The sequence below is a fragment of the Hydrogenophaga sp. SNF1 genome (genome assembly GCF_034421675.1).
Taxonomy (GTDB): domain Bacteria; phylum Pseudomonadota; class Gammaproteobacteria; order Burkholderiales; family Burkholderiaceae_C; genus Hydrogenophaga; species Hydrogenophaga borbori.
Window position 1 is genome coordinate 1,877,439 of record NZ_CP139793.1, and the last position, 16,308, is coordinate 1,893,746.

Sequence of the window (16,308 nt, forward strand, 5' to 3'; positions counted from 1 at the left end):
CGTTCACCAGGCCGCCTCCAGCCGCGCCACGGCCTCCTGCAGCTGCTCCATCGAGTTGGCGGTGGAGAAGCGCAGGTAGCGCCCGGCCTCGGCCTGCGCGAAGTCGCGCCCCGGCGTGGCCGCGAGCTGGCAGCGGCGCATGAGCTCGAAGGCCAGGGGCCAGCTGCCACCGGTCTCGGGGCTGTCGCCGGGCGGCGCAATGCCCCAGCGCTCGCACAGGGCGCCCACCTCGGCCCAGGCGTAGAAGGCGCCGTCGGGCATCACGGGCACGGTGAGGCCCAGGCGGTTGAGTTCGGGGATGAAGTAGTCGCGCCGGGCCTTGAAGGTGGCGCGGCGGCGCTCGTACTCGGCCAGGCTGTCGGGTTCGAAGCAGGCCAGCGCGGCGTGCTGCGAAATGGCGCTGGGGCAGATGAACAGGTGCTGCGCCAGGCGCTCGACCGCGGGCACCAGGGCGGGCGGCAGCACCAGCCAGCCCAGGCGCCAACCCGTCATGTTGAAGTACTTGCTGAAGCTGTTGACGCTGATGACGGTCTCGCCCAGGCCGTTGGGCAGGGTGAGCGCGGTCTGGCCGAAGGCGGCGTCGTGGCTCAGGCCGAGGTAGATCTCGTCGAGCAGCGTGATGCCCTGGCGTTCGCGCACGGCGGCGGCGATGCGCTGCAGTTCGTCGCGCGCGATCGAGGTGCCCGTGGGGTTGGACGGCGAGGCCAGCAGCACGCCGCGCGTGCGCTCGCCCCAGTGCGCGTGCACCTGCTCGGCGCTGAGCTGGAAACGCTGCTCGGGCCCGCAGGGGACCATGCGCGCCACGCCCTCGGCCGCCTGCACGAACTGGCGGTTGCAGGGGTAGCTGGGATCGGGCATGAGGATCTCGTCGCCGGCGTCGATCAGCGCCAGGCAGGCCAGCTGCAGCGCGGCCGAGGCACCGGCCGTGACGACGATGCGCGAGGCGTCGACCGCGGCGCCGAAGTGCGTGGCGTACCAGCCGGCGATGGCCTCGCGCAGCGCGGGCAGGCCCAGGGCCTGGGTGTACTGGCTGCGGCCGTCGCGGATGGCGCGCTCGGCGGCCTGCTGCACCAGCGGCGGGGCGGTGAAGTCGGGCTCGCCGATGTTGAGGTAGATCATCGGGCGCTGGCCGGCGCCGCCCTCGGCCGCGAGGCGGGTGGCGGCCTTGGCCAGCTCCATCACGTAGAAAGGCTCGACGCGCTCGGCCCGGCGCGAGACCCTCATCGACGGGCCCCGGCGCGGGGCGACGCCGCCACCTCGGCGGGGCGCAGCTGCTCGGCCAGGGGGTGCAGCACGCCGTTGACGAACTTGTGGCCGTCGGTGCCGCCGAAGGACTTGGCGAGCTCGATGCACTCGTTGAGCACCACGCGCCAGGGCACGTCCAGGCAGTGGCGCAGCTCGTAGGCGCCGATCCAGAGCACGCCGTGCTCGATGGGCGAGGTCTCGGCGAGCGGGCGGTCCAGTCGCGGCGCGATCAGCGCGTCGAGTTCGGCGGCCTGTTCGATGCAGCCGCGCACCAGGGCGTCGAAGTGCAGGCTGTCGCACTTGTGGAAACCGGTGAGGTCGCGCGTGAAGGCGTCGATGTCATCGACCGGGTTGTGGCCCACCAGGTGCTGGTAGAGCGCCTGCAGCGCGAATTCTCGGGCGCGGGTGCGGGCCGACTTGTCGGTGGCTTTGCGCGGCTTGGCGTGGCTGGGGTCGGAAGCGGGGGCGGTGCTCATGGAATCAGCCGATGCGGTCGAGCACCAGCGCCATTTCGACGGCCACTCGCGCGGCGTCGCGGCCTTTGTCGATCTGGCGCGCCAGGGCCTGGGCTTCGTTCTCGGTGGTGAGGATGGCGTTGGCGATGGGAATCTGGTGGTCGAGCGCGACGCGGGTGACGCCCGCGCCGGATTCGTTGGCCACCAGCTCGAAGTGGTAGGTCTCGCCGCGGATGATGCAGCCCAGGGCGATCAGGGCGTCGTACTCGTCGAGCTCGGCCATGGCCTGCAGGGCCAGGGGCACTTCCAGCGCGCCGGGCACCTTGACGTGGGCGATGTTCTTCTCGTGCACGCCCAGGGCGAGCAACTCGGCCTGGCAGGCGCTGAACAGCGCGTCGGTGATGGCTTCATTGAAGCGTGCCTGCACGATGCCGATGTGCAGGCGTTTGCCGTCGAGCAGGTCGGCCGTGCCTTTGTCTGCGCCAAACATGGAGGGGCTTTCGTTGTCGTGGGAGGGTTCAGTGGGGGTGGCCGATGAAGCCGGTGATCTCGAGGCCATAGCCCTGCATGCTGGGCATGCGGCGCGGCGTGCCCAGGAGCTCCATGCGGCTCACGCCGCACTCGCGCAGGATCTGCGCGCCCACGCCATAGGTGCGCAGGTCCATGCGGCCGCGCTCGGGCGCCTGGGCGGAACGGGCGGTGCCCTCGAACTGGGCGAGCAGCTGCTCGGCCGCCTCGCCGCAGTTGAGCAGCACCGCGACGCCGCGCCCGGCCTGGGCCAGGTGGCGCAGGCTGGCGTCCAGGCCCCAGCTGTGCATGGAGCGGTCGATCTCGAGCGCGTCGAGCACGGACAGCGGTTCGTGCACGCGCACGGGCACGCTTTCGTGGGCTTGCCACTCGCCCATCACCAGGGCCAGGTGCAGCGCGCCGCTGGGCTGGTCGCGGAAGGCGTGGGCGGTGAAGGTGCCGAAAGCCGTCTTGAGCGGGCGGCTGCCCACCTTGCGCACCAGGCACTCGGTGCGGCTGCGGTATTCGATGAGGTCGGCGATGGTGCCGATCTTGATGCCGTGCTCGGCCGCGAACAGCTGCAGGTCGGGCAGGCGGGCCATGGTGCCGTCGTCCTTCATCACCTCGCAGATGACGGCGGCGGGCGAGCAGCCCGCCATGGCGGCGAGGTCGCAGCCGGCTTCGGTGTGGCCGGCGCGCATGAGCACGCCGCCCTCGACCGCCTGCAGAGGGAAGATGTGGCCGGGCTGGACCAGGTCGCTGGCCTTGGCGTTGGGGGCCACGGCGGCCTGCACGGTGCGTGCGCGGTCGGCGGCGGAGATGCCGGTGGTCACGCCCTCGGCGGCCTCGATGGAGGCGGTGAAGGCCGTGCCCATCTTGGTGCCGTTGCGCGGCACCATGGGCGGCAGGTTCAGGCGCTCGCAGCGCTCGCGCGTGAGCGTGAGGCAGATCAGGCCGCGGCCGAAGCGGGCCATGAAGTTGATGGCCTCGGGCGTGACGTGGTCGGCCGCCAGCACGAGGTCGCCCTCGTTCTCGCGATCTTCCTCGTCCACCAGGATGACCATGCGGCCGGCGCGGATGTCGGCCACGATGGCTTCGACGGGGGAGATGGCCACGGGGGCCAGGGTTTCGGGGGCGTTCATGCGGGCTCCTTGGCCGGGCTGAGGCCCGCGCCGAGCATGCGCTCGACGTAGCGGGCCACGGTGTCGATCTCGAGGTTGACGGCGCTGCCGGCGACCAGGTCGCCCAGGGTGGTGTGCTGCACCGTGTGGGGGATGAGGTTGATGCTGAACTCGCAGCCGTCGGGCCGGTCGGCGACGCGGTTGACGGTGAGGCTCACGCCATTGACGGTGATCGAGCCCTTGTAGGCCAGGTACTTGCCCAGTTCCGGCGGTGCGAGCACGGCCAGTTCGTGGCTTTCACCGATGGGGGCGAATCGCACCACGGTGCCGGTGCCGTCCACATGGCCGGAGACGATGTGGCCGCCGAGCCGGTCGTGGGCGCGCAGGGCCTTCTCGAGGTTCAGGCGGGCGCCGACGGCGTCCAGCCCGGCGGTGCGGGCCAGCGATTCGGCGGAAATGTCGATGGTGAAGTGGTCGCGGCTGGGGTCGAGGGTGGTGACGGTCATGCAGGCGCCATTGAGGGCGATGCTGTCGCCCAGGCCGACGTCGGCCAGGTAGCCGGCCGGGGCCTCGATGGTGAGGCGCCGCCCGTGCTGCAAAGAACCGCCCAGCGCATGGGAGTCGGCGATGCGCCCCACGCCAGTGATGATGCCGGTGAACATCCCGGCATTTTCGCAGGGTTTGCAGGACCGTCCGTCGCGGGTGCGTCGCCGGCCCCGTGACGGGCGCGGTCAGCCGCCGCGGAAGCAGTCCGCCAGCACCGCGTTCGCGGCGGCGTTGCGCAGGGCACGGGCGCCGGTGTGGGCGAGTTCAAGGTCTCCGCAACGGTCGGCGGCCATGGCGCCGGCCCGCACGGCGCGCAGGGTGTAGCTGTGGGCCTGCGTGGCCACGCCAACGGCCTGGCCGTTCTCGACCAGCGTGAGGGTGTAGGCCGCCGCGCCTTCACGTGGGCTTTGGGCCATGGCGGGTGGCAGCGTCGCGCCCACGTGGGTGTCCATGCTGCTGTAGCGCCGGCGCAGGAACTGGCTGGCCTCTTCGAGGGCGCGCTGGGCGTCCGCCCGCCGGCCCTGGCGCACGTATTCGGCGTAGCTGGGGTAGGCGATGCTGGCCAGCACGGCGACGATGGCGCAGGTGACCATCAGTTCGATGAGGGTGAAGCCTCGGGGGCCGGGCCGGCGGTACCGGGTGATCCGGGCGGGGCGCGCCGGGACACGAAGCTCATTCATAGCCTTTTCCATTGAAGTGCACGGGCTCGGGCGAGATGACCGATTGCAGCCAGACCTCCGCCCCACCCAGCAACTGGCCGCTGCCATTGAAGCTGGCGCCCGCCGACAGGCCGCGCGCCGTGACGAGGTAGCGGCCATCGGCGAGGGGCTCGGCCAGGCAGCGCGGCGCGGGCGCGCCCTGCAGGGCGGCGCTGGCGTTCTGCCCGGCCACCGGCGCGGTGATCAGCACGGCGCTGGTGTCGGCCCAGTTGGCGATCCTGGACCAGGCGGCGTTCCGGTCGCTGGCGTCGGCGATGGTGGTGGTGCCCACGCGCTGCTTGATCACGCCCTCGAATCGGCCGCCGCCCTCGACCGAGTCGATGACCACGGCCTCGCAGTAGCGCAGGCCGCTCTCGGCGGACAGCCAGGCGACCTGGTGGACCCGCGCGTTGTTGCTGATCTCTTCGACGGTGGCGCTGCGGCGCGCCGCCAGCCGCCCTGGTCCATCTGGGCCTGGCCCTGCGCGTCGAGCCGGGGCCGCAGGGCATAGACCACGCGCTCGCCCCGGCCGCCGCTGCCCACCACCAGCGCGTTCCATGAACGGCCGTCGTACACATCGTGTGTGCTGAGTGGGCCGTCCAGTACGTAGCGGAAGCCGCTGTCGGGCTGGGCCTGGTCGAGCAGGCGGCGCAGGCTGCGCCGGGGCATGTAGGCCGCGATCTCCCGGCCGTTGGCGGCGTCGAGGGCGTGCACCACGCCGGCGTTGGTGGCCACGAACAGGGTGTCGGGGGGCAGGGCGATGCGGTCGCGGTAGGCCGCGTAGCGCTCCTTGCCGCTCACGGTGCTCTGGGCGTCTTCATAGCCATGGTGCTGCGACGCGCCGAGCAGCACCGGCGCGCTGTTGACGATGGCGCCGAGGGGCGAGGCGCGCAGGCGGTACGGCTGGTTCTTGAGGTCGACGACCGGATCCTTGCCGCGCAGGTAGTCGACGAAGCGCTCGTCGTCGGGCAGGTTGGCGGCCTGGTCGCCCGTGCGCAGGGCGCTGCGGATGCCGTTCGGCAGTCGGTCGAGGCGACCCTTCAGCTCGATGCCCAGCCCGTCGTCGCCGAGGCTGTAGAGCCGGCGGTCGGCGGGAGCGGGCGTCAGTTGCTGGGCCGACCAGTAGGTCTCGCTGGGGGGATTGAGTGCCTGGCCGTTGGCGTCCTGGTCGAGCGGCTGGGGCTTGCCGTTCTGATCGATCCGCTGGGCCGTGACGTTGCCCATGTTGTCGGTGGTGCGGTAGTCCACCTTGAACTTCAGGCGGCCGCCGAGCGGATTGGCCGCGGCCGGGGCGCTTCCCAGCGCGATGCCCGCGTCGTTGCCGCTGGCGTCGAGGATGTCCGAGAGGATGGCGTCGATGGTGGCGCGCACGCCAGCGGCGTCCTGCACGCTGAAACTGCGGCCGCCACCGGTGTAGCCCGATTGGATGAAGTCGTCGATGCGGTCGGATTCCGGGCGGGCGAATGCCCAGAATTTGTCGTTGTTGTTCCACGCGGTGGTGCGCAGATCGGCGCCCTTGGCGGGCCAATGGGGAGGCGTGGCGCCCTGGTACCCCTTCACCAGGTACTGGTTGCGGTAGGTGTTGATCTGCTGAAAGCTCAGGCCCGATGCGACGCCGCTGTCTCCCGAGGGGCGGATCAGGTAGCCGATGGCGTAGGTGGTGAGGTTCTGCCAGAACGCGGGCTGGAAGTCGCGGGTGGGCACGTTGTTCTCCAGTTGAGGCCGCAGGTCGGTATGCCAGTGGTACTGGGCGGCGAGATCGGCCAGCCCGCCCGTGGCGGAGCCGGGGTAGGGGATGTACCGTTGCCGGCCGCTGTTGATGCCCTCGGGCTGGTAGGCAAAGGTCTCGGCGGGGGCGTCGCCGGCGGTGCTGCGCGCGAAGCTCGGGCCTTGGGTGGCGTCCTGGTTGGGGGTGTCGGGCGGCGTGCCTCGCAGGTCGTCGTCGCTCCAGCCGCCGTCGGACAGCACCACCTGGTAGGCGCGCCGGCAACCCAGCTCGGGGTTGGTGTCGTCGCTCACGCGGCTCGGGTCTCGGGCCCAAGGGTTTTCCTTGGCCCCGGCGCCCACACCAAGGTAGTTGGCCACGTCCTTGTAGGCCCGTTGCAAGGGGGTGCCGCCGTTGGCGTAGCTGCCATAGAGCCACTGGTAGAACTGATCGTTGGCCGAGCCCTTCGCCCAGGGGCGCACGCCCCGCAGCACCTGGGGCGTGTTGGTGTCCTTGCCCAGGTGCGGCAATGCGCCGGACACGGGAGCCATGTTGATGGGGCGGTAGCCGACGCGCGCGAGGCCGTCGGTGAGCTTGTCGCTCTGCAGGGCCTGGCCCAGGGCGGTTTTGATCGCCTCGATCCGCGTGCGGTAGTAGCGGTACCAGTTGATGATGTTGGTGACTTCCTCTTGGTGGCTGCAGCGCAGGTTGGAGGCCTGTTTGCATTCGGTGCGCCGGTGGTCGGCCGGCAAGACGATCGCGTCCGTGTCGTCGTAGCGGATGTCGACGGTGCGCAGTACCTTGTTGCAGGTCGTGCCGGATGCCGTCGTCCTCAGCAGGCCATTGGGCGCGGAGGGGTCGCAGAGGACGTAGGTGAACGGCGGCGTATTGCCCTTGGGATCGGCGGCGCCATGGGCCTGATTCACCGGGGCCCATTGACTCAGGCTCAGGGAGTAGAGCGGCGCCTGGTCCTTGGGCTCCTGCACCGCCGGGTAGTGGGGGAACTGGGCGCTGAAGATCAGAACCGGGCCGCCCCCGGCGGGGGCCGCCGGATCGGCGAAGACTTTGTACGAGAACTGCGCGGAGCGGGCGTTGGAGATGAACTGGATGCCGTCGTTGGCCTGCAGCGGGTCACCCTTGGCATCCACCCGTGGCCGATAGGTGATCCGAGGGTTGTAGTACATGGGGTTGACGTCGGGTGAGCGCTGCGCCTCGAACATCGGCTGACCGTCGTCTCCGGCGGGCAGGCCGCGCCACCCTGGCCTGCTGACGTCGTACCCATCGGGATAGGGGATCGCCATCGACCCCGAGTTGTCCAGCGAGACCACGATGTTGGGTTTGGCGCCCGTGCTGCTGACCAGCAGCGGGCGCTGGCTGGGCTGGGCCTGGGCACCCACCGTACCCAGCCCGGCGGCGGTGCCGATGGCGCACAGCAGCCAGCCCGGCAGATGCGCTGCCGCGCGTGGGGCGCGTGGCGGACGGGCGATGGGCGCCGGGCCAGGCGCGGGATGGGGCAGGGGTCGGGAGCAGGGCGAGCGCGACATGGCCCGCGATGGTTCAGCCTGTGCGCCAGGCCCGCCGGGCATCAGCCGATGGGCTGCGCGGCCAAACGGATGTGGAACTAAGTGCTACTCACTTTGCGGTAGTTCGGCCGCCAGCGGTCGCGCTTGGATGATCAGCGGTCCGTGAGGAATGCGTCCCGGCCTTCGAGCCGCGCGCGCAGTCGCAGGTCGATGCCCACCGGCAGGGTGTCCAGCCAGCGCAGGGCCACGCCGTCGGCCAAACGTTCCAGCGGACCGAAGGGCGCCATGCCCGCTCCCTGGCCGAGCAGGCGGGGCGCCAGATAGACCAGCAGCTCGTCCACCCAGCCCTCGCGCAGCAGGGACGCGTTGAGCTTGGCCCCGGCCTCGACGTGCAGCTCGTTCACCTCGCGCCGGCCCAGCTCTTGAAGCGCGGCGCCCAGGTCGACCTTGCCGTTCGCGCCGGGCATCGGGAGGGTGTCGGCGCCGCGTTCCCGCAGCGCCGCGGCCCGGGCCGCCGCAGGGTCGGCGTGGAAGAACCACCGCTGGCGCGGCAGGCCGCCGTGCGGCGGCTCGAACAGCCGCGCCGTGGGCGGGGTGTCCAGGCGGCTGTCGATCACGGCCAGGTGCGGTTGGCGCAGCAGGCCCGGCAAGCGCGCGTCCAGGCGGGGGTTGTCTTCGAGCACGGTGCCCGCACCCGTCAGCACGGCACAGGCCCGGGCGCGCCAGCGGTGGCCGTCTTCGCGGGCGGCTTCGCCGGTGATCCACTGGCTCTGTCCGTTGGGCAGGGCCGTGATGCCATCGAGCGAGGCGGCCATCTTCATGCGCACCCATGGCCGCCCGCGCACCATGCGGCTGAAGAAGCCGATGTTGAGTTCGCGGCTGCCCCTGGCGATGGGGTGGTCGCCGGGCAGCAGCTCGACCGCGAGGCCGGCGGCGCGCAGCCGCTGCAGGCCTTGGCCGGCCACGCGGGGGTTGGGGTCGGTGGTGGCCACCACCACGCGCGCCACCTGGGCCGCGATCAGCGCGTCGCAGCAGGGCGGGGTGCGCCCGTGGTGGGAGCAGGGCTCCAGCGTGACGTAGGCGGTGGCGCCGGCCGTGCTCTCGCCGCGCGCCTGGGCGTCGCGCAGGGCCATGACCTCGGCGTGCGGTCCGCCGGCCTGTTGGGTGTGGCCCGAGCCGATCTCGCGACCGTCCGTGTTGGTGATAACACAAGCCACCCGAGGGTTGGGATTGGAGAGGAAGAGGGCTTGTTCGGCCAGCGTCAGCGCAGACGCTGGGAATATATGGTTCACCTATCGGCCCCAGCAATCGACGGTAAGGGCCGCTCGATTGCTGAGCACTCCACCCGCTCCTTTTACGTTTCGGTGATCAAGCATCAGGGTGCCACAGGTGTCGTTGGCCTGCGCACCCGCCGGCACAGCCTGCAAGATGAACGTGCCGGCAGTGGGCTGCCCTGCAACGAAGGAAATGTTGTATCGGATAGGCCCGCCCGCCGGGACGCTGCCAAAGCCTGTAGCGGCAATGAAAGCATTGTTCACGGCCCCTCCCGCTTGCGTGGCATTGTAACTGCCGGATAGAGAGTAATTCTGCTCCAACCGCTGCGCTACGGATTGCAAATAATTTTTGGCTTCCGCACGGTGGCTGCGCAATATATAGGCGGTGTAGCTGGGATAGGCAATGGCTGAAAGAATGCCGATCACCGCCACCACGATCATAGCCTCGATAAGCGTAAAACCTTTGCTCGGCTGATGTAATGTTTTCATGTGTTTACTTCGAGAGAAGTTCCCGCCAAGAGTAGCGGCCGCGTGGGGCAATGCTGGGTGCGAATTGCCCGCCGCCACCGACTTCCTTGCAGTGCTCTTGATTGCATACCACCACTTGCTTGTTTTGTTGGCTGGTGTAGGTGTTGCTGACTTTGATGACGCCAGATGAGTCGACCGCAACGCCACCTACTGCGACGCCATTAAAGATCAGATCGCCGGTTGCGCCAGAACAGATGTTGACCGCCATCAGGTATCCGGAATTTCCGGGGGTGCAAATGTCACCCGTAGGCTGGGTGGTGCCGAACAACACTGCGCCGGTATCAGGAGGTAGCGTGGAATTGGTCAGAACCCGCTCGCCACCGGAGAATGAAATTTTCCAGCCACGTTTGCCTGTCAGGTTCGGTGTGCTCCAATTTCGACCGACGAATCCATCGCCAAGGACCGGCTCGGTAAAGCTGGAAATCGTGGCGAGATCGGTGGCAGGAACCGTGAGCGAAGAGGACGGCGAGCGGTCCAGCACGTTGTAGAAACCGCGGGCGGAGTTGTCGGTATAGTCACCCGCTTCGTTGAGTTTCCCAGTGCCAAAAAGCACGTTCCAGCCAATGCCTGAGCATGCGGGTATTACAGATGGCGCTGTGGTGATGGGCTCTCCAGAGGCATACACTTTGCCCAGGTAGCGCCAAGCACCGTCGGCTTCCCCTGATTTGGCCAATACGAAATCGCCGCCCGATGCTTTGGAAAACTGAAACTTATGCATATTGCCGAGATAGTCACCAGCGTAGACTGTGTCGATCAGACCGTCGCGATCGGTATCTACCGGCGTGGGAGCGGACAGCCCGTTTTGAGCCGGACTTGCTGCTGTGGGTGCATAGGCCTGGAGTTTGGTGGCGACGGCCCCGGTGTTCGCGTTCAGCATGAATAGAATGGCTTTGCCGATGGGGTTGTTGCTTGCGTCAATCGAGCCATAGCCATTCCCCACAATGACCCGCCAAACGCCAGTTGCCTCTGTCGCATCGGCCACTTTCGAGATCTGGCGATAGGTACCATTGCCTGGATGGATTGACGGTTCATTGAACGTGAAACCGAGGTCCACATCGTCGGCGGAGGTAAATTCCCACATGGGAACGCTGGAGGCCAATGCGGCTTCAGTGGAAGTTGCGAAATTGCTTTGATTGGTAATGTCGAGCGCATAATAACCACGCCCGCCAGCACCCAGGCCTCCAACCAATATCGTGCCCCAGCTTGGGGCCGTAGCGGTTGAGCCGGTTCTCTCAAAGTCGCCCACCATGGGCGTGCCATCTACCAAATACTCATGACGGAAGCTAAATGCCGATAGGCCATTCAGCTTGTTAAATACGCTTCCGGGGATATAGCCAAATAATTCCTTGCCATTGACTCCGGAGAACGCGTGCAGCATGCCATCGTTGGCCCCAACATATACCACGGCTGGTCGGGTTTTATTGGTGTTTCTGTAGGCGGTATGGCCAGGAAAATTGGCGCCCGTCAATGCGGGGCCAGGGCCGGCCAGATAGGTAACGCCTGCATTGACGACATCCCCCAGAAGGTTGGTGGGGCGGACCCGAAAGAGTGTGCCCTCATGGGTGCGAGCGCCACGCAAAAAGGCGACGCGGTTGGCGCCGTTGGCGTCGCTATTCAGGGTATTTTGTTGCGTGCTGTTCAAGCTGTCCCACAGAAATGGCATCGATGCAAATGTGCCGCCGCTGCGCGTGGACGTGAAGATTTTTCGAGTGCTGGGGGTTAGCTTGTCTGCGGCCGCGACAGGATTGGTGGCGCTGTTGAGCCAATTGGATGCATCCCATCGAGGATTATTGGCGCATTGCGTGGCGGTCTGAGTCGGTGAACAGGAACGAACATTTCCCGTCCAGGTTTTGGGGTCATATCCCGCGTAAATGATTTCACTGGTGTCTGTCTGGCGGCTAGACGTTACCGCCGCACTGGAAGCCGCGCCGGCACCGGCTTCGGCATTGATGTTGCTGAAGGCCGCAGCGAGGCCTGACTTCAACAAGGTTGGCGTGCTTCCCGCAAACCAAGTGTCGGGGACGCCATCGCCGTCTTTGTCCCACGACACCGGACTGGCGGGGTCCAGTTTCACATTCGGGTTGTCTGCGGGGGTCAGTGTGCTGTCAAATCCGCCGTACTTGGCTGCGAGCCAGTACTGGGTCTTCAGCGTGCCGGCGGCGGGCATGCCACCAACGCCGTTCCCGTTTTCCAGCACGTCGACCCAGTACGTCCGAACCGTTTGTTTGCCAGGCATGGCGGATTCCTCGCGGATGTCATTGGTGTTTGCCCAATGTGCGAGTCCTGCGATGTAGGGTGTGCCGCCGCTGGCGCCACCTGTCCATGACGTGCTGCCTTCTTGGTCGGTAAGGTGGCTCCACAGGGTGTCGACGTTCAAGCCGTTGGGGTCGGAGGGTCCGCCGGTTCTGCCAGGCAGCTGGCCATCTTGGTGGGTGTAAATGTCCCCAATTCCCAGGATGAAGTTCTTCTGGCAGGTGTTGATCATCGGATCCCGGTTGCCGCCCCGCTCATGGGCGCTGCCAGTGATCACAGGGAACCCGTCTTTATAGGCGTTGGTGAGGTTGTCTGTGTAGCTGGTGGGCAGTGCGTAGCCGCGCATGTAGCGCAGGGCCGCGTAGTACAGCTCGCTGACGGGGTCATTGCCTTTGTAGCCTGCGGCATAACCGAACTTGTTGAGGTAGTTCATTAGGCCCGAATTGCTGACGCCGCTCGCTGTGGCATCGGTGGGATCCGGGTTGACCAAGATGACGCCAGTGGTCGTGTTCCATTCGACGTTTGCATTGGTGGTGACGCCTGTGCTGGTGGCCGCGACCGGCCCTACGCTTTTCATGGCCGAACGCAGCACGCCGCCGTTGCGGTCATTTCCCGTTTGGTTGAGGTAGCCGAAAGCTGCGAATCGCAGGGTCGCCGCGTACTCTTGAATCAATCCTTCGGGCTTGGCCACTCCCGAGTACTTGGCTTGGCAGTTGGCTTCTCGGGTATTTCCTGTGACCCCCTGAGCCGGCGACATAACGCAGGCCGACACTCGGATGTTGAAACATCCGAGTCGGTTCAAGTCGGTGTGTTGGCTACAGCTCTGCCTTTGTTGTGTGTCTGTCATATCGGAAAAACCGCTGTCAGACACAATGAATTTTGAGCCATAGCCCCCAGAGCGCACGGTCTTGCCCCGGAAAGTGCTAGGGAGTGGCGCGCTGGAGCCGCTGGGGAGTGTTTTGTTTGGGTTGTAGCTGTTCCGGTCACTAAATGATCGGATCAGGATGGTGCGGCTCGTGGTGTCGCCGTAGTAGTTGTTGTTGCTCAGGGCCTTTGCGGAGAAATTGTCGCGCGTGCCTCCTGTCATCACCGAGCGAAACTGATCCAAGTTGGTCATGGTGAGCCAATTCAGCAGGTTTCCGCTCCATTCGGAGCTGCCACACCCTCCGGTCGAGGTGATGGCGCTGGTGGGATTGAATACTTCAGCGGTGCTGTCGTAGGTATAGCATTTGCGATTGTCGAAGTAGCCCTCGTATTTGGTCGGGCTGCTGTACGTCGTACTTGTGTAGGAGACCTGGAGGCCTGTCGGAAATTCGACGGACAGCGCCAACATGACGTTGCCTGGCACGGCGCTGGTGGCGGGGGGTTGCTGAACAGGCTCGAATGCCAACGCCGTCACCGCGAAGGCGGAGGCCAGCAGGCCTGCCGCCAGTCGGAGTTCACATGAGGTTTTCATGATGAGGTTCCTGAGCGAGATCAAAGCGGTGAGAAAACCGATTGCAGAGTCACCGACGTGCGCCCTGCGACGCCTTGCGTGCGACCAAAGCCTACGGCGGTGATGCGGAAGAAGAGCTTGTTCGACGGTGGGGTAATGCCGAGATCGTCGGCTTTGAACAACTCGATGATGTATCGGGGCGCCGTAACGCCCGCGGGTAGGGGCGCATCGGTGAAAGTGCCGTATGCGATGGTTGGTACCGCGGCGCCAATCACCCCGGCGCAACTGCGGGGAGGGACTGCACCATCCCCCCAATTGGCCCCACCCCAGACAGGCATGCCGCAAGCGGTGGCTGAGCGGGCATTGAATACGCCCTGCTGCTCTGGTGCGCTGCCGATTCCACCATTGTCTAGGCCAATGTCATCGACAATGGGATTGGCAGCCACCCAGAAGTTGCCGGAGTCCGCATCGCTGGTCGGCCGGGTTCCGAGCGGGCGTACGGTAGTGCACGCAGTGGAGCCGTCAGGGGCTCGGCAATAGGTGGTGCCGTCGAAGCTCAATCCTAATATGTCGCGCTCAGCATCGCGTAGCGCCATTTCTGCGAATTCGCGGGCCGTGGCCATGTCGCGATCATTGGCGGCCATACGCTCTTCAAACAATGAGCCGCGCATGGCCATGACTCCCAATACCGAGAGCACGATAAGGAAAATGAGGCTCGTGACGAGCACGAAGCCCTTGGAGCGTTGGCGATGCATGTGTGCCGGGCTCATAAGGGGGTGGCGAAAACTGCGTTGCGAAGTGAGACAACGGAGACGTATCGCTTCCATAACCGGTTGTCACCTGCCGCCCTGGCAACGTTCGCGTCGAATGCGCCGTCGGCATCCCGCGTGCAAGTGGGTCGGGTCGCTTGCAGCGCTGCCGTGCCTTGCGCGGCTGCGCCAGACGTAACGGGCGTCGCCGCTACGATGCAGATCTCGACAGCCGTGACGGCAGCCCAACCCTGCGCACTGGCCGTGACGTCGCTGGCACTGAGATAGCGTTGTTGTCCGCTGCCTGCGGCGACGAGGTTGCCGGCTGTGCCAGGCGCCGACATCTGATAGCGCAACACAAACTCTTCGACGCCTTCGGCAATGGGTTGCGCACCGGCTGCCCCAGAGCCCTCGCACATCAATTGAGACGCCGCGCCTGCCGCTGGCGCAGGGGCTGAGAAGCGATTGATCACCATTACCCCGGCAGCGGGCACACGCTGCAGGCAATCCAGGCCGTCGCCAGTGGTCGTATCCGCAGGCACAAGGCTATTGCTTGGATTGGCCGGGTTGTTTGGCAGTCCTTGGTAGGCAATTTGCAGCGTATGGCGCGTGGCATTTGCTGCTCCGCAAGCTTGCGCTGCTGGTGGTGCCGACGTGGCGATTGTGTTGGGTGAGCTCGTCATGGCGCCATCGCAGCCAAACACCGGCGTCAGACCGCCGAAGAATTGGCTCAGCGGGGAAGGAAGGGGTGTGGCGGACGGCACCCGCACGAACATATTGGTTTGCACGGCGTTGCCTGGCACAAACACTGCCGCAGCCTGCGCGCGGTTGGCGGCGTCTAGGTCAAAAAAATCCACATACCCCGCTTGCGTAAGACTTTGCTTCAACATGCGCATCACTACCCTGGCAGGCTCGTTCAACTGCGCTTGGTCTTCGCGTTGCCGGGTGGTATTCGTAGTATTGAGGTAGACCGTGCCAATCGCGGCCAGGATCACCAGGCCGATGACCAGACTGACAAGCAATTCAATGAGGGTCAAACCTCTTTGTCGTGCGGTGGACGAAGCGATCTTCATGGTGTCACCCAAATGTTGAGGCACCGGATGCCAGGGACTGGGTCGCCAGGGCAGGATGCGTCGGCGGCCTCGGCGGTGTTCTCGTCGGTGACTGCCTCTGCCTTTTCACGCCACATGACAACCACCAGACGGGCATTGGGCTCCGTCGTTCCGCCTGCATTCGCGACAGGGAAAATTGAACCACGCCCTCCTGGCAGTTCACGCGCGAGTGACTGCCGCCATTCGCGGAGATCGCGCTGGGCGGATTGCGCTGCGGTGCAATCTGGTTGACCGCTAAGCCCGCATCCCGGGTCATCGGGTAACGCGTCGGCAGCGTCGTACTCGTCTTCTGCCAGATAGGCGGTTTCGGGGTTGGCTTGCGCTGTCAGGAGATTCGAAAAGGTGAGGTTGGCATTGTTGACACGCATCTTCTCGATGATGACGTCGGCTTGCAGGAGGGCTTGTGTGCGTACGGTCGATGTCTGCTGATACCGTGTGGAGGCGAGTTGCAGTCCGGCAACGCCGAGCAGGCCTATGGCCACCACCAGCATGGTGATGAGCACTTCTAGCAGTGAGGCACCACGTTGCCGTGAAATGCGGCCTGTGCAAGTCAGGGAATGTTGCATACGCCAGGGGTTACCACATTGATGCGCGCGGCCCGGGTGATGGTGATGTCGCGCGACAGATTGGCAAAGTCCGCTTCGGTTGAACACACGCGCAGTGTGTTCCCAGCGAAATTGGCGGCGGGCTGACCGTTGGGAAGGAACGTAAGGGCGCGACTGGCTACGGCGTTGTCGCTGAACGCGGTTCGAACCCTCGCCCTCGGCAGAGTGTCTTGAAGGATGGTTGGGGCGGCAGCATTGGGCAGGCCGGCGAAAACGATCCACCCGGCTTCCAGTGCGCTATCGGTGCAGTTGGTGCCGTTGTTGCTGGGGCAGATCGTGACGGGGGAGTTCTGGCGAACCGCCTCAGTTCTGGCGAAGTACACCGAAAGGGTGTAGTCGTTCGTCATTGAGCGGATCGCGTTGCGGACCACCAAGGTTCGCCAAGCTGGCGTCGCCAGCACGGCCAGCACGGCGAGCAAGGTGAGCACCGTCATCAACTCGATAACCGTGAACCCCTGCTGCTGGCGATGGAAACGGTAGGTGGTTAGCGGATGTTTCACGCCCGGATTGTCGACGGGCGGTCTAGGGGTATCCGGCACAAGCGCCGAAGTG

The 16,308-nt window shown here is 66.0% G+C and carries 15 protein-coding genes; all 15 read right to left on the bottom strand.

All coding sequences use genetic code 11. The features are described 5' to 3' along the window. Positions 1–3: 3 nt before the first annotated feature. Positions 4–1,224 carry a pyridoxal phosphate-dependent aminotransferase gene (locus SOM08_RS09100; RefSeq protein ID WP_322470526.1) on the bottom strand — a complete coding sequence of 407 codons (1,221 nt, stop codon included), beginning with the start codon at positions 1,222–1,224 and terminating at the stop codon, positions 4–6. Next, positions 1,221–1,721 (bottom strand): transcription antitermination factor NusB, encoded by a 501-nt coding sequence (nusB, locus tag SOM08_RS09105; RefSeq protein WP_322470527.1) that lies wholly within the window; start codon positions 1,719–1,721, stop codon positions 1,221–1,223. Before nusB ends, SOM08_RS09100 begins: the two co-directional genes overlap by 4 nt. 4 nt (positions 1,722–1,725) lie before the next feature. Further along, positions 1,726–2,190, bottom strand: coding sequence for a 6,7-dimethyl-8-ribityllumazine synthase (gene ribH, locus SOM08_RS09110; RefSeq protein WP_070398090.1), 465 nt, complete (start codon positions 2,188–2,190; stop codon positions 1,726–1,728). Positions 2,191–2,218: 28 nt separating this feature from the next. After that, entirely contained in the window at positions 2,219–3,349 is a 1,131-nt protein-coding gene (gene ribBA, locus SOM08_RS09115) for a bifunctional 3,4-dihydroxy-2-butanone-4-phosphate synthase/GTP cyclohydrolase II (RefSeq protein WP_070398089.1), read from the bottom strand. Further along, complete coding sequence (locus tag SOM08_RS09120; protein WP_322470528.1) at positions 3,346–3,990, bottom strand: riboflavin synthase; 645 nt, start codon at positions 3,988–3,990, stop codon at positions 3,346–3,348. Before SOM08_RS09120 ends, ribBA begins: the two co-directional genes overlap by 4 nt. A gap of 69 nt (positions 3,991–4,059) precedes the next feature. Further along, positions 4,060–4,554, bottom strand: coding sequence for a type IV pilin protein (locus SOM08_RS09125; protein ID WP_116957678.1), 495 nt, complete (start codon positions 4,552–4,554; stop codon positions 4,060–4,062). After that, the gene (locus SOM08_RS09130; protein WP_322470529.1) at positions 4,547–4,921 is read right to left on the bottom strand and encodes a hypothetical protein; all 375 of its coding nucleotides are present in this window, start codon (positions 4,919–4,921) and stop codon (positions 4,547–4,549) included. The genes SOM08_RS09125 and SOM08_RS09130 overlap by 8 nt, the downstream gene beginning before the upstream one ends. Continuing rightward, positions 4,876–7,821 (bottom strand): PilC/PilY family type IV pilus protein, encoded by a 2,946-nt coding sequence (locus SOM08_RS09135; protein ID WP_322470530.1) that lies wholly within the window; start codon positions 7,819–7,821, stop codon positions 4,876–4,878. The genes SOM08_RS09130 and SOM08_RS09135 overlap by 46 nt, the downstream gene beginning before the upstream one ends. A gap of 131 nt (positions 7,822–7,952) precedes the next feature. Further along, positions 7,953–9,092 (bottom strand): bifunctional diaminohydroxyphosphoribosylaminopyrimidine deaminase/5-amino-6-(5-phosphoribosylamino)uracil reductase RibD, encoded by a 1,140-nt coding sequence (gene ribD / locus SOM08_RS09140; RefSeq protein ID WP_322470531.1) that lies wholly within the window; start codon positions 9,090–9,092, stop codon positions 7,953–7,955. Continuing rightward, entirely contained in the window at positions 9,093–9,563 is a 471-nt protein-coding gene (locus tag SOM08_RS09145; RefSeq protein ID WP_322470532.1) for a type IV pilin protein, read from the bottom strand. 4 nt (positions 9,564–9,567) lie between these two features. Beyond that, positions 9,568–13,311, bottom strand: coding sequence for a pilus assembly protein (locus tag SOM08_RS09150; protein WP_322470533.1), 3,744 nt, complete (start codon positions 13,309–13,311; stop codon positions 9,568–9,570). 20 nt (positions 13,312–13,331) lie between these two features. After that, the gene (locus SOM08_RS09155) at positions 13,332–14,045 is read right to left on the bottom strand and encodes a pilus assembly PilX family protein (RefSeq protein WP_322470534.1); all 714 of its coding nucleotides are present in this window, start codon (positions 14,043–14,045) and stop codon (positions 13,332–13,334) included. A gap of 11 nt (positions 14,046–14,056) precedes the next feature. After that, on the bottom strand, positions 14,057–15,112 hold the full coding sequence (locus SOM08_RS09160; protein ID WP_322470535.1) for a PilW family protein: 1,056 nt from the start codon (positions 15,110–15,112) through the stop codon (positions 14,057–14,059). Next, the gene (gene pilV, locus SOM08_RS09165) at positions 15,109–15,654 is read right to left on the bottom strand and encodes a type IV pilus modification protein PilV (protein ID WP_416187003.1); all 546 of its coding nucleotides are present in this window, start codon (positions 15,652–15,654) and stop codon (positions 15,109–15,111) included. Before pilV ends, SOM08_RS09160 begins: the two co-directional genes overlap by 4 nt. Before the next feature lie 47 nt (positions 15,655–15,701). After that, positions 15,702–16,256, bottom strand: a complete 555-nt coding sequence (locus tag SOM08_RS09170) for a GspH/FimT family pseudopilin (protein ID WP_322470537.1) — start codon at positions 16,254–16,256, stop codon at positions 15,702–15,704. Positions 16,257–16,308 lie beyond the last annotated feature (52 nt).

Coding starts and splice junctions, on each gene's coding strand:
- SOM08_RS09100 (WP_322470526.1), bottom strand. CDS start 1,224: ATGAGGGTCTCGCGCCGGGCCGAGCGCGTCGAGCCTTTCTACGTGATG.
- nusB (WP_322470527.1), bottom strand. CDS start 1,721: ATGAGCACCGCCCCCGCTTCCGACCCCAGCCACGCCAAGCCGCGCAAA.
- ribH (WP_070398090.1), bottom strand. CDS start 2,190: ATGTTTGGCGCAGACAAAGGCACGGCCGACCTGCTCGACGGCAAACGC.
- ribBA (WP_070398089.1), bottom strand. CDS start 3,349: ATGAACGCCCCCGAAACCCTGGCCCCCGTGGCCATCTCCCCCGTCGAA.
- SOM08_RS09120 (WP_322470528.1), bottom strand. CDS start 3,990: ATGTTCACCGGCATCATCACTGGCGTGGGGCGCATCGCCGACTCCCAT.
- SOM08_RS09125 (WP_116957678.1), bottom strand. CDS start 4,554: ATGAATGAGCTTCGTGTCCCGGCGCGCCCCGCCCGGATCACCCGGTAC.
- SOM08_RS09135 (WP_322470530.1), bottom strand. CDS start 7,821: ATGTCGCGCTCGCCCTGCTCCCGACCCCTGCCCCATCCCGCGCCTGGC.
- SOM08_RS09145 (WP_322470532.1), bottom strand. CDS start 9,563: ATGAAAACATTACATCAGCCGAGCAAAGGTTTTACGCTTATCGAGGCT.
- SOM08_RS09150 (WP_322470533.1), bottom strand. CDS start 13,311: ATGAAAACCTCATGTGAACTCCGACTGGCGGCAGGCCTGCTGGCCTCC.
- SOM08_RS09155 (WP_322470534.1), bottom strand. CDS start 14,045: ATGCATCGCCAACGCTCCAAGGGCTTCGTGCTCGTCACGAGCCTCATT.
- SOM08_RS09160 (WP_322470535.1), bottom strand. CDS start 15,112: ATGAAGATCGCTTCGTCCACCGCACGACAAAGAGGTTTGACCCTCATT.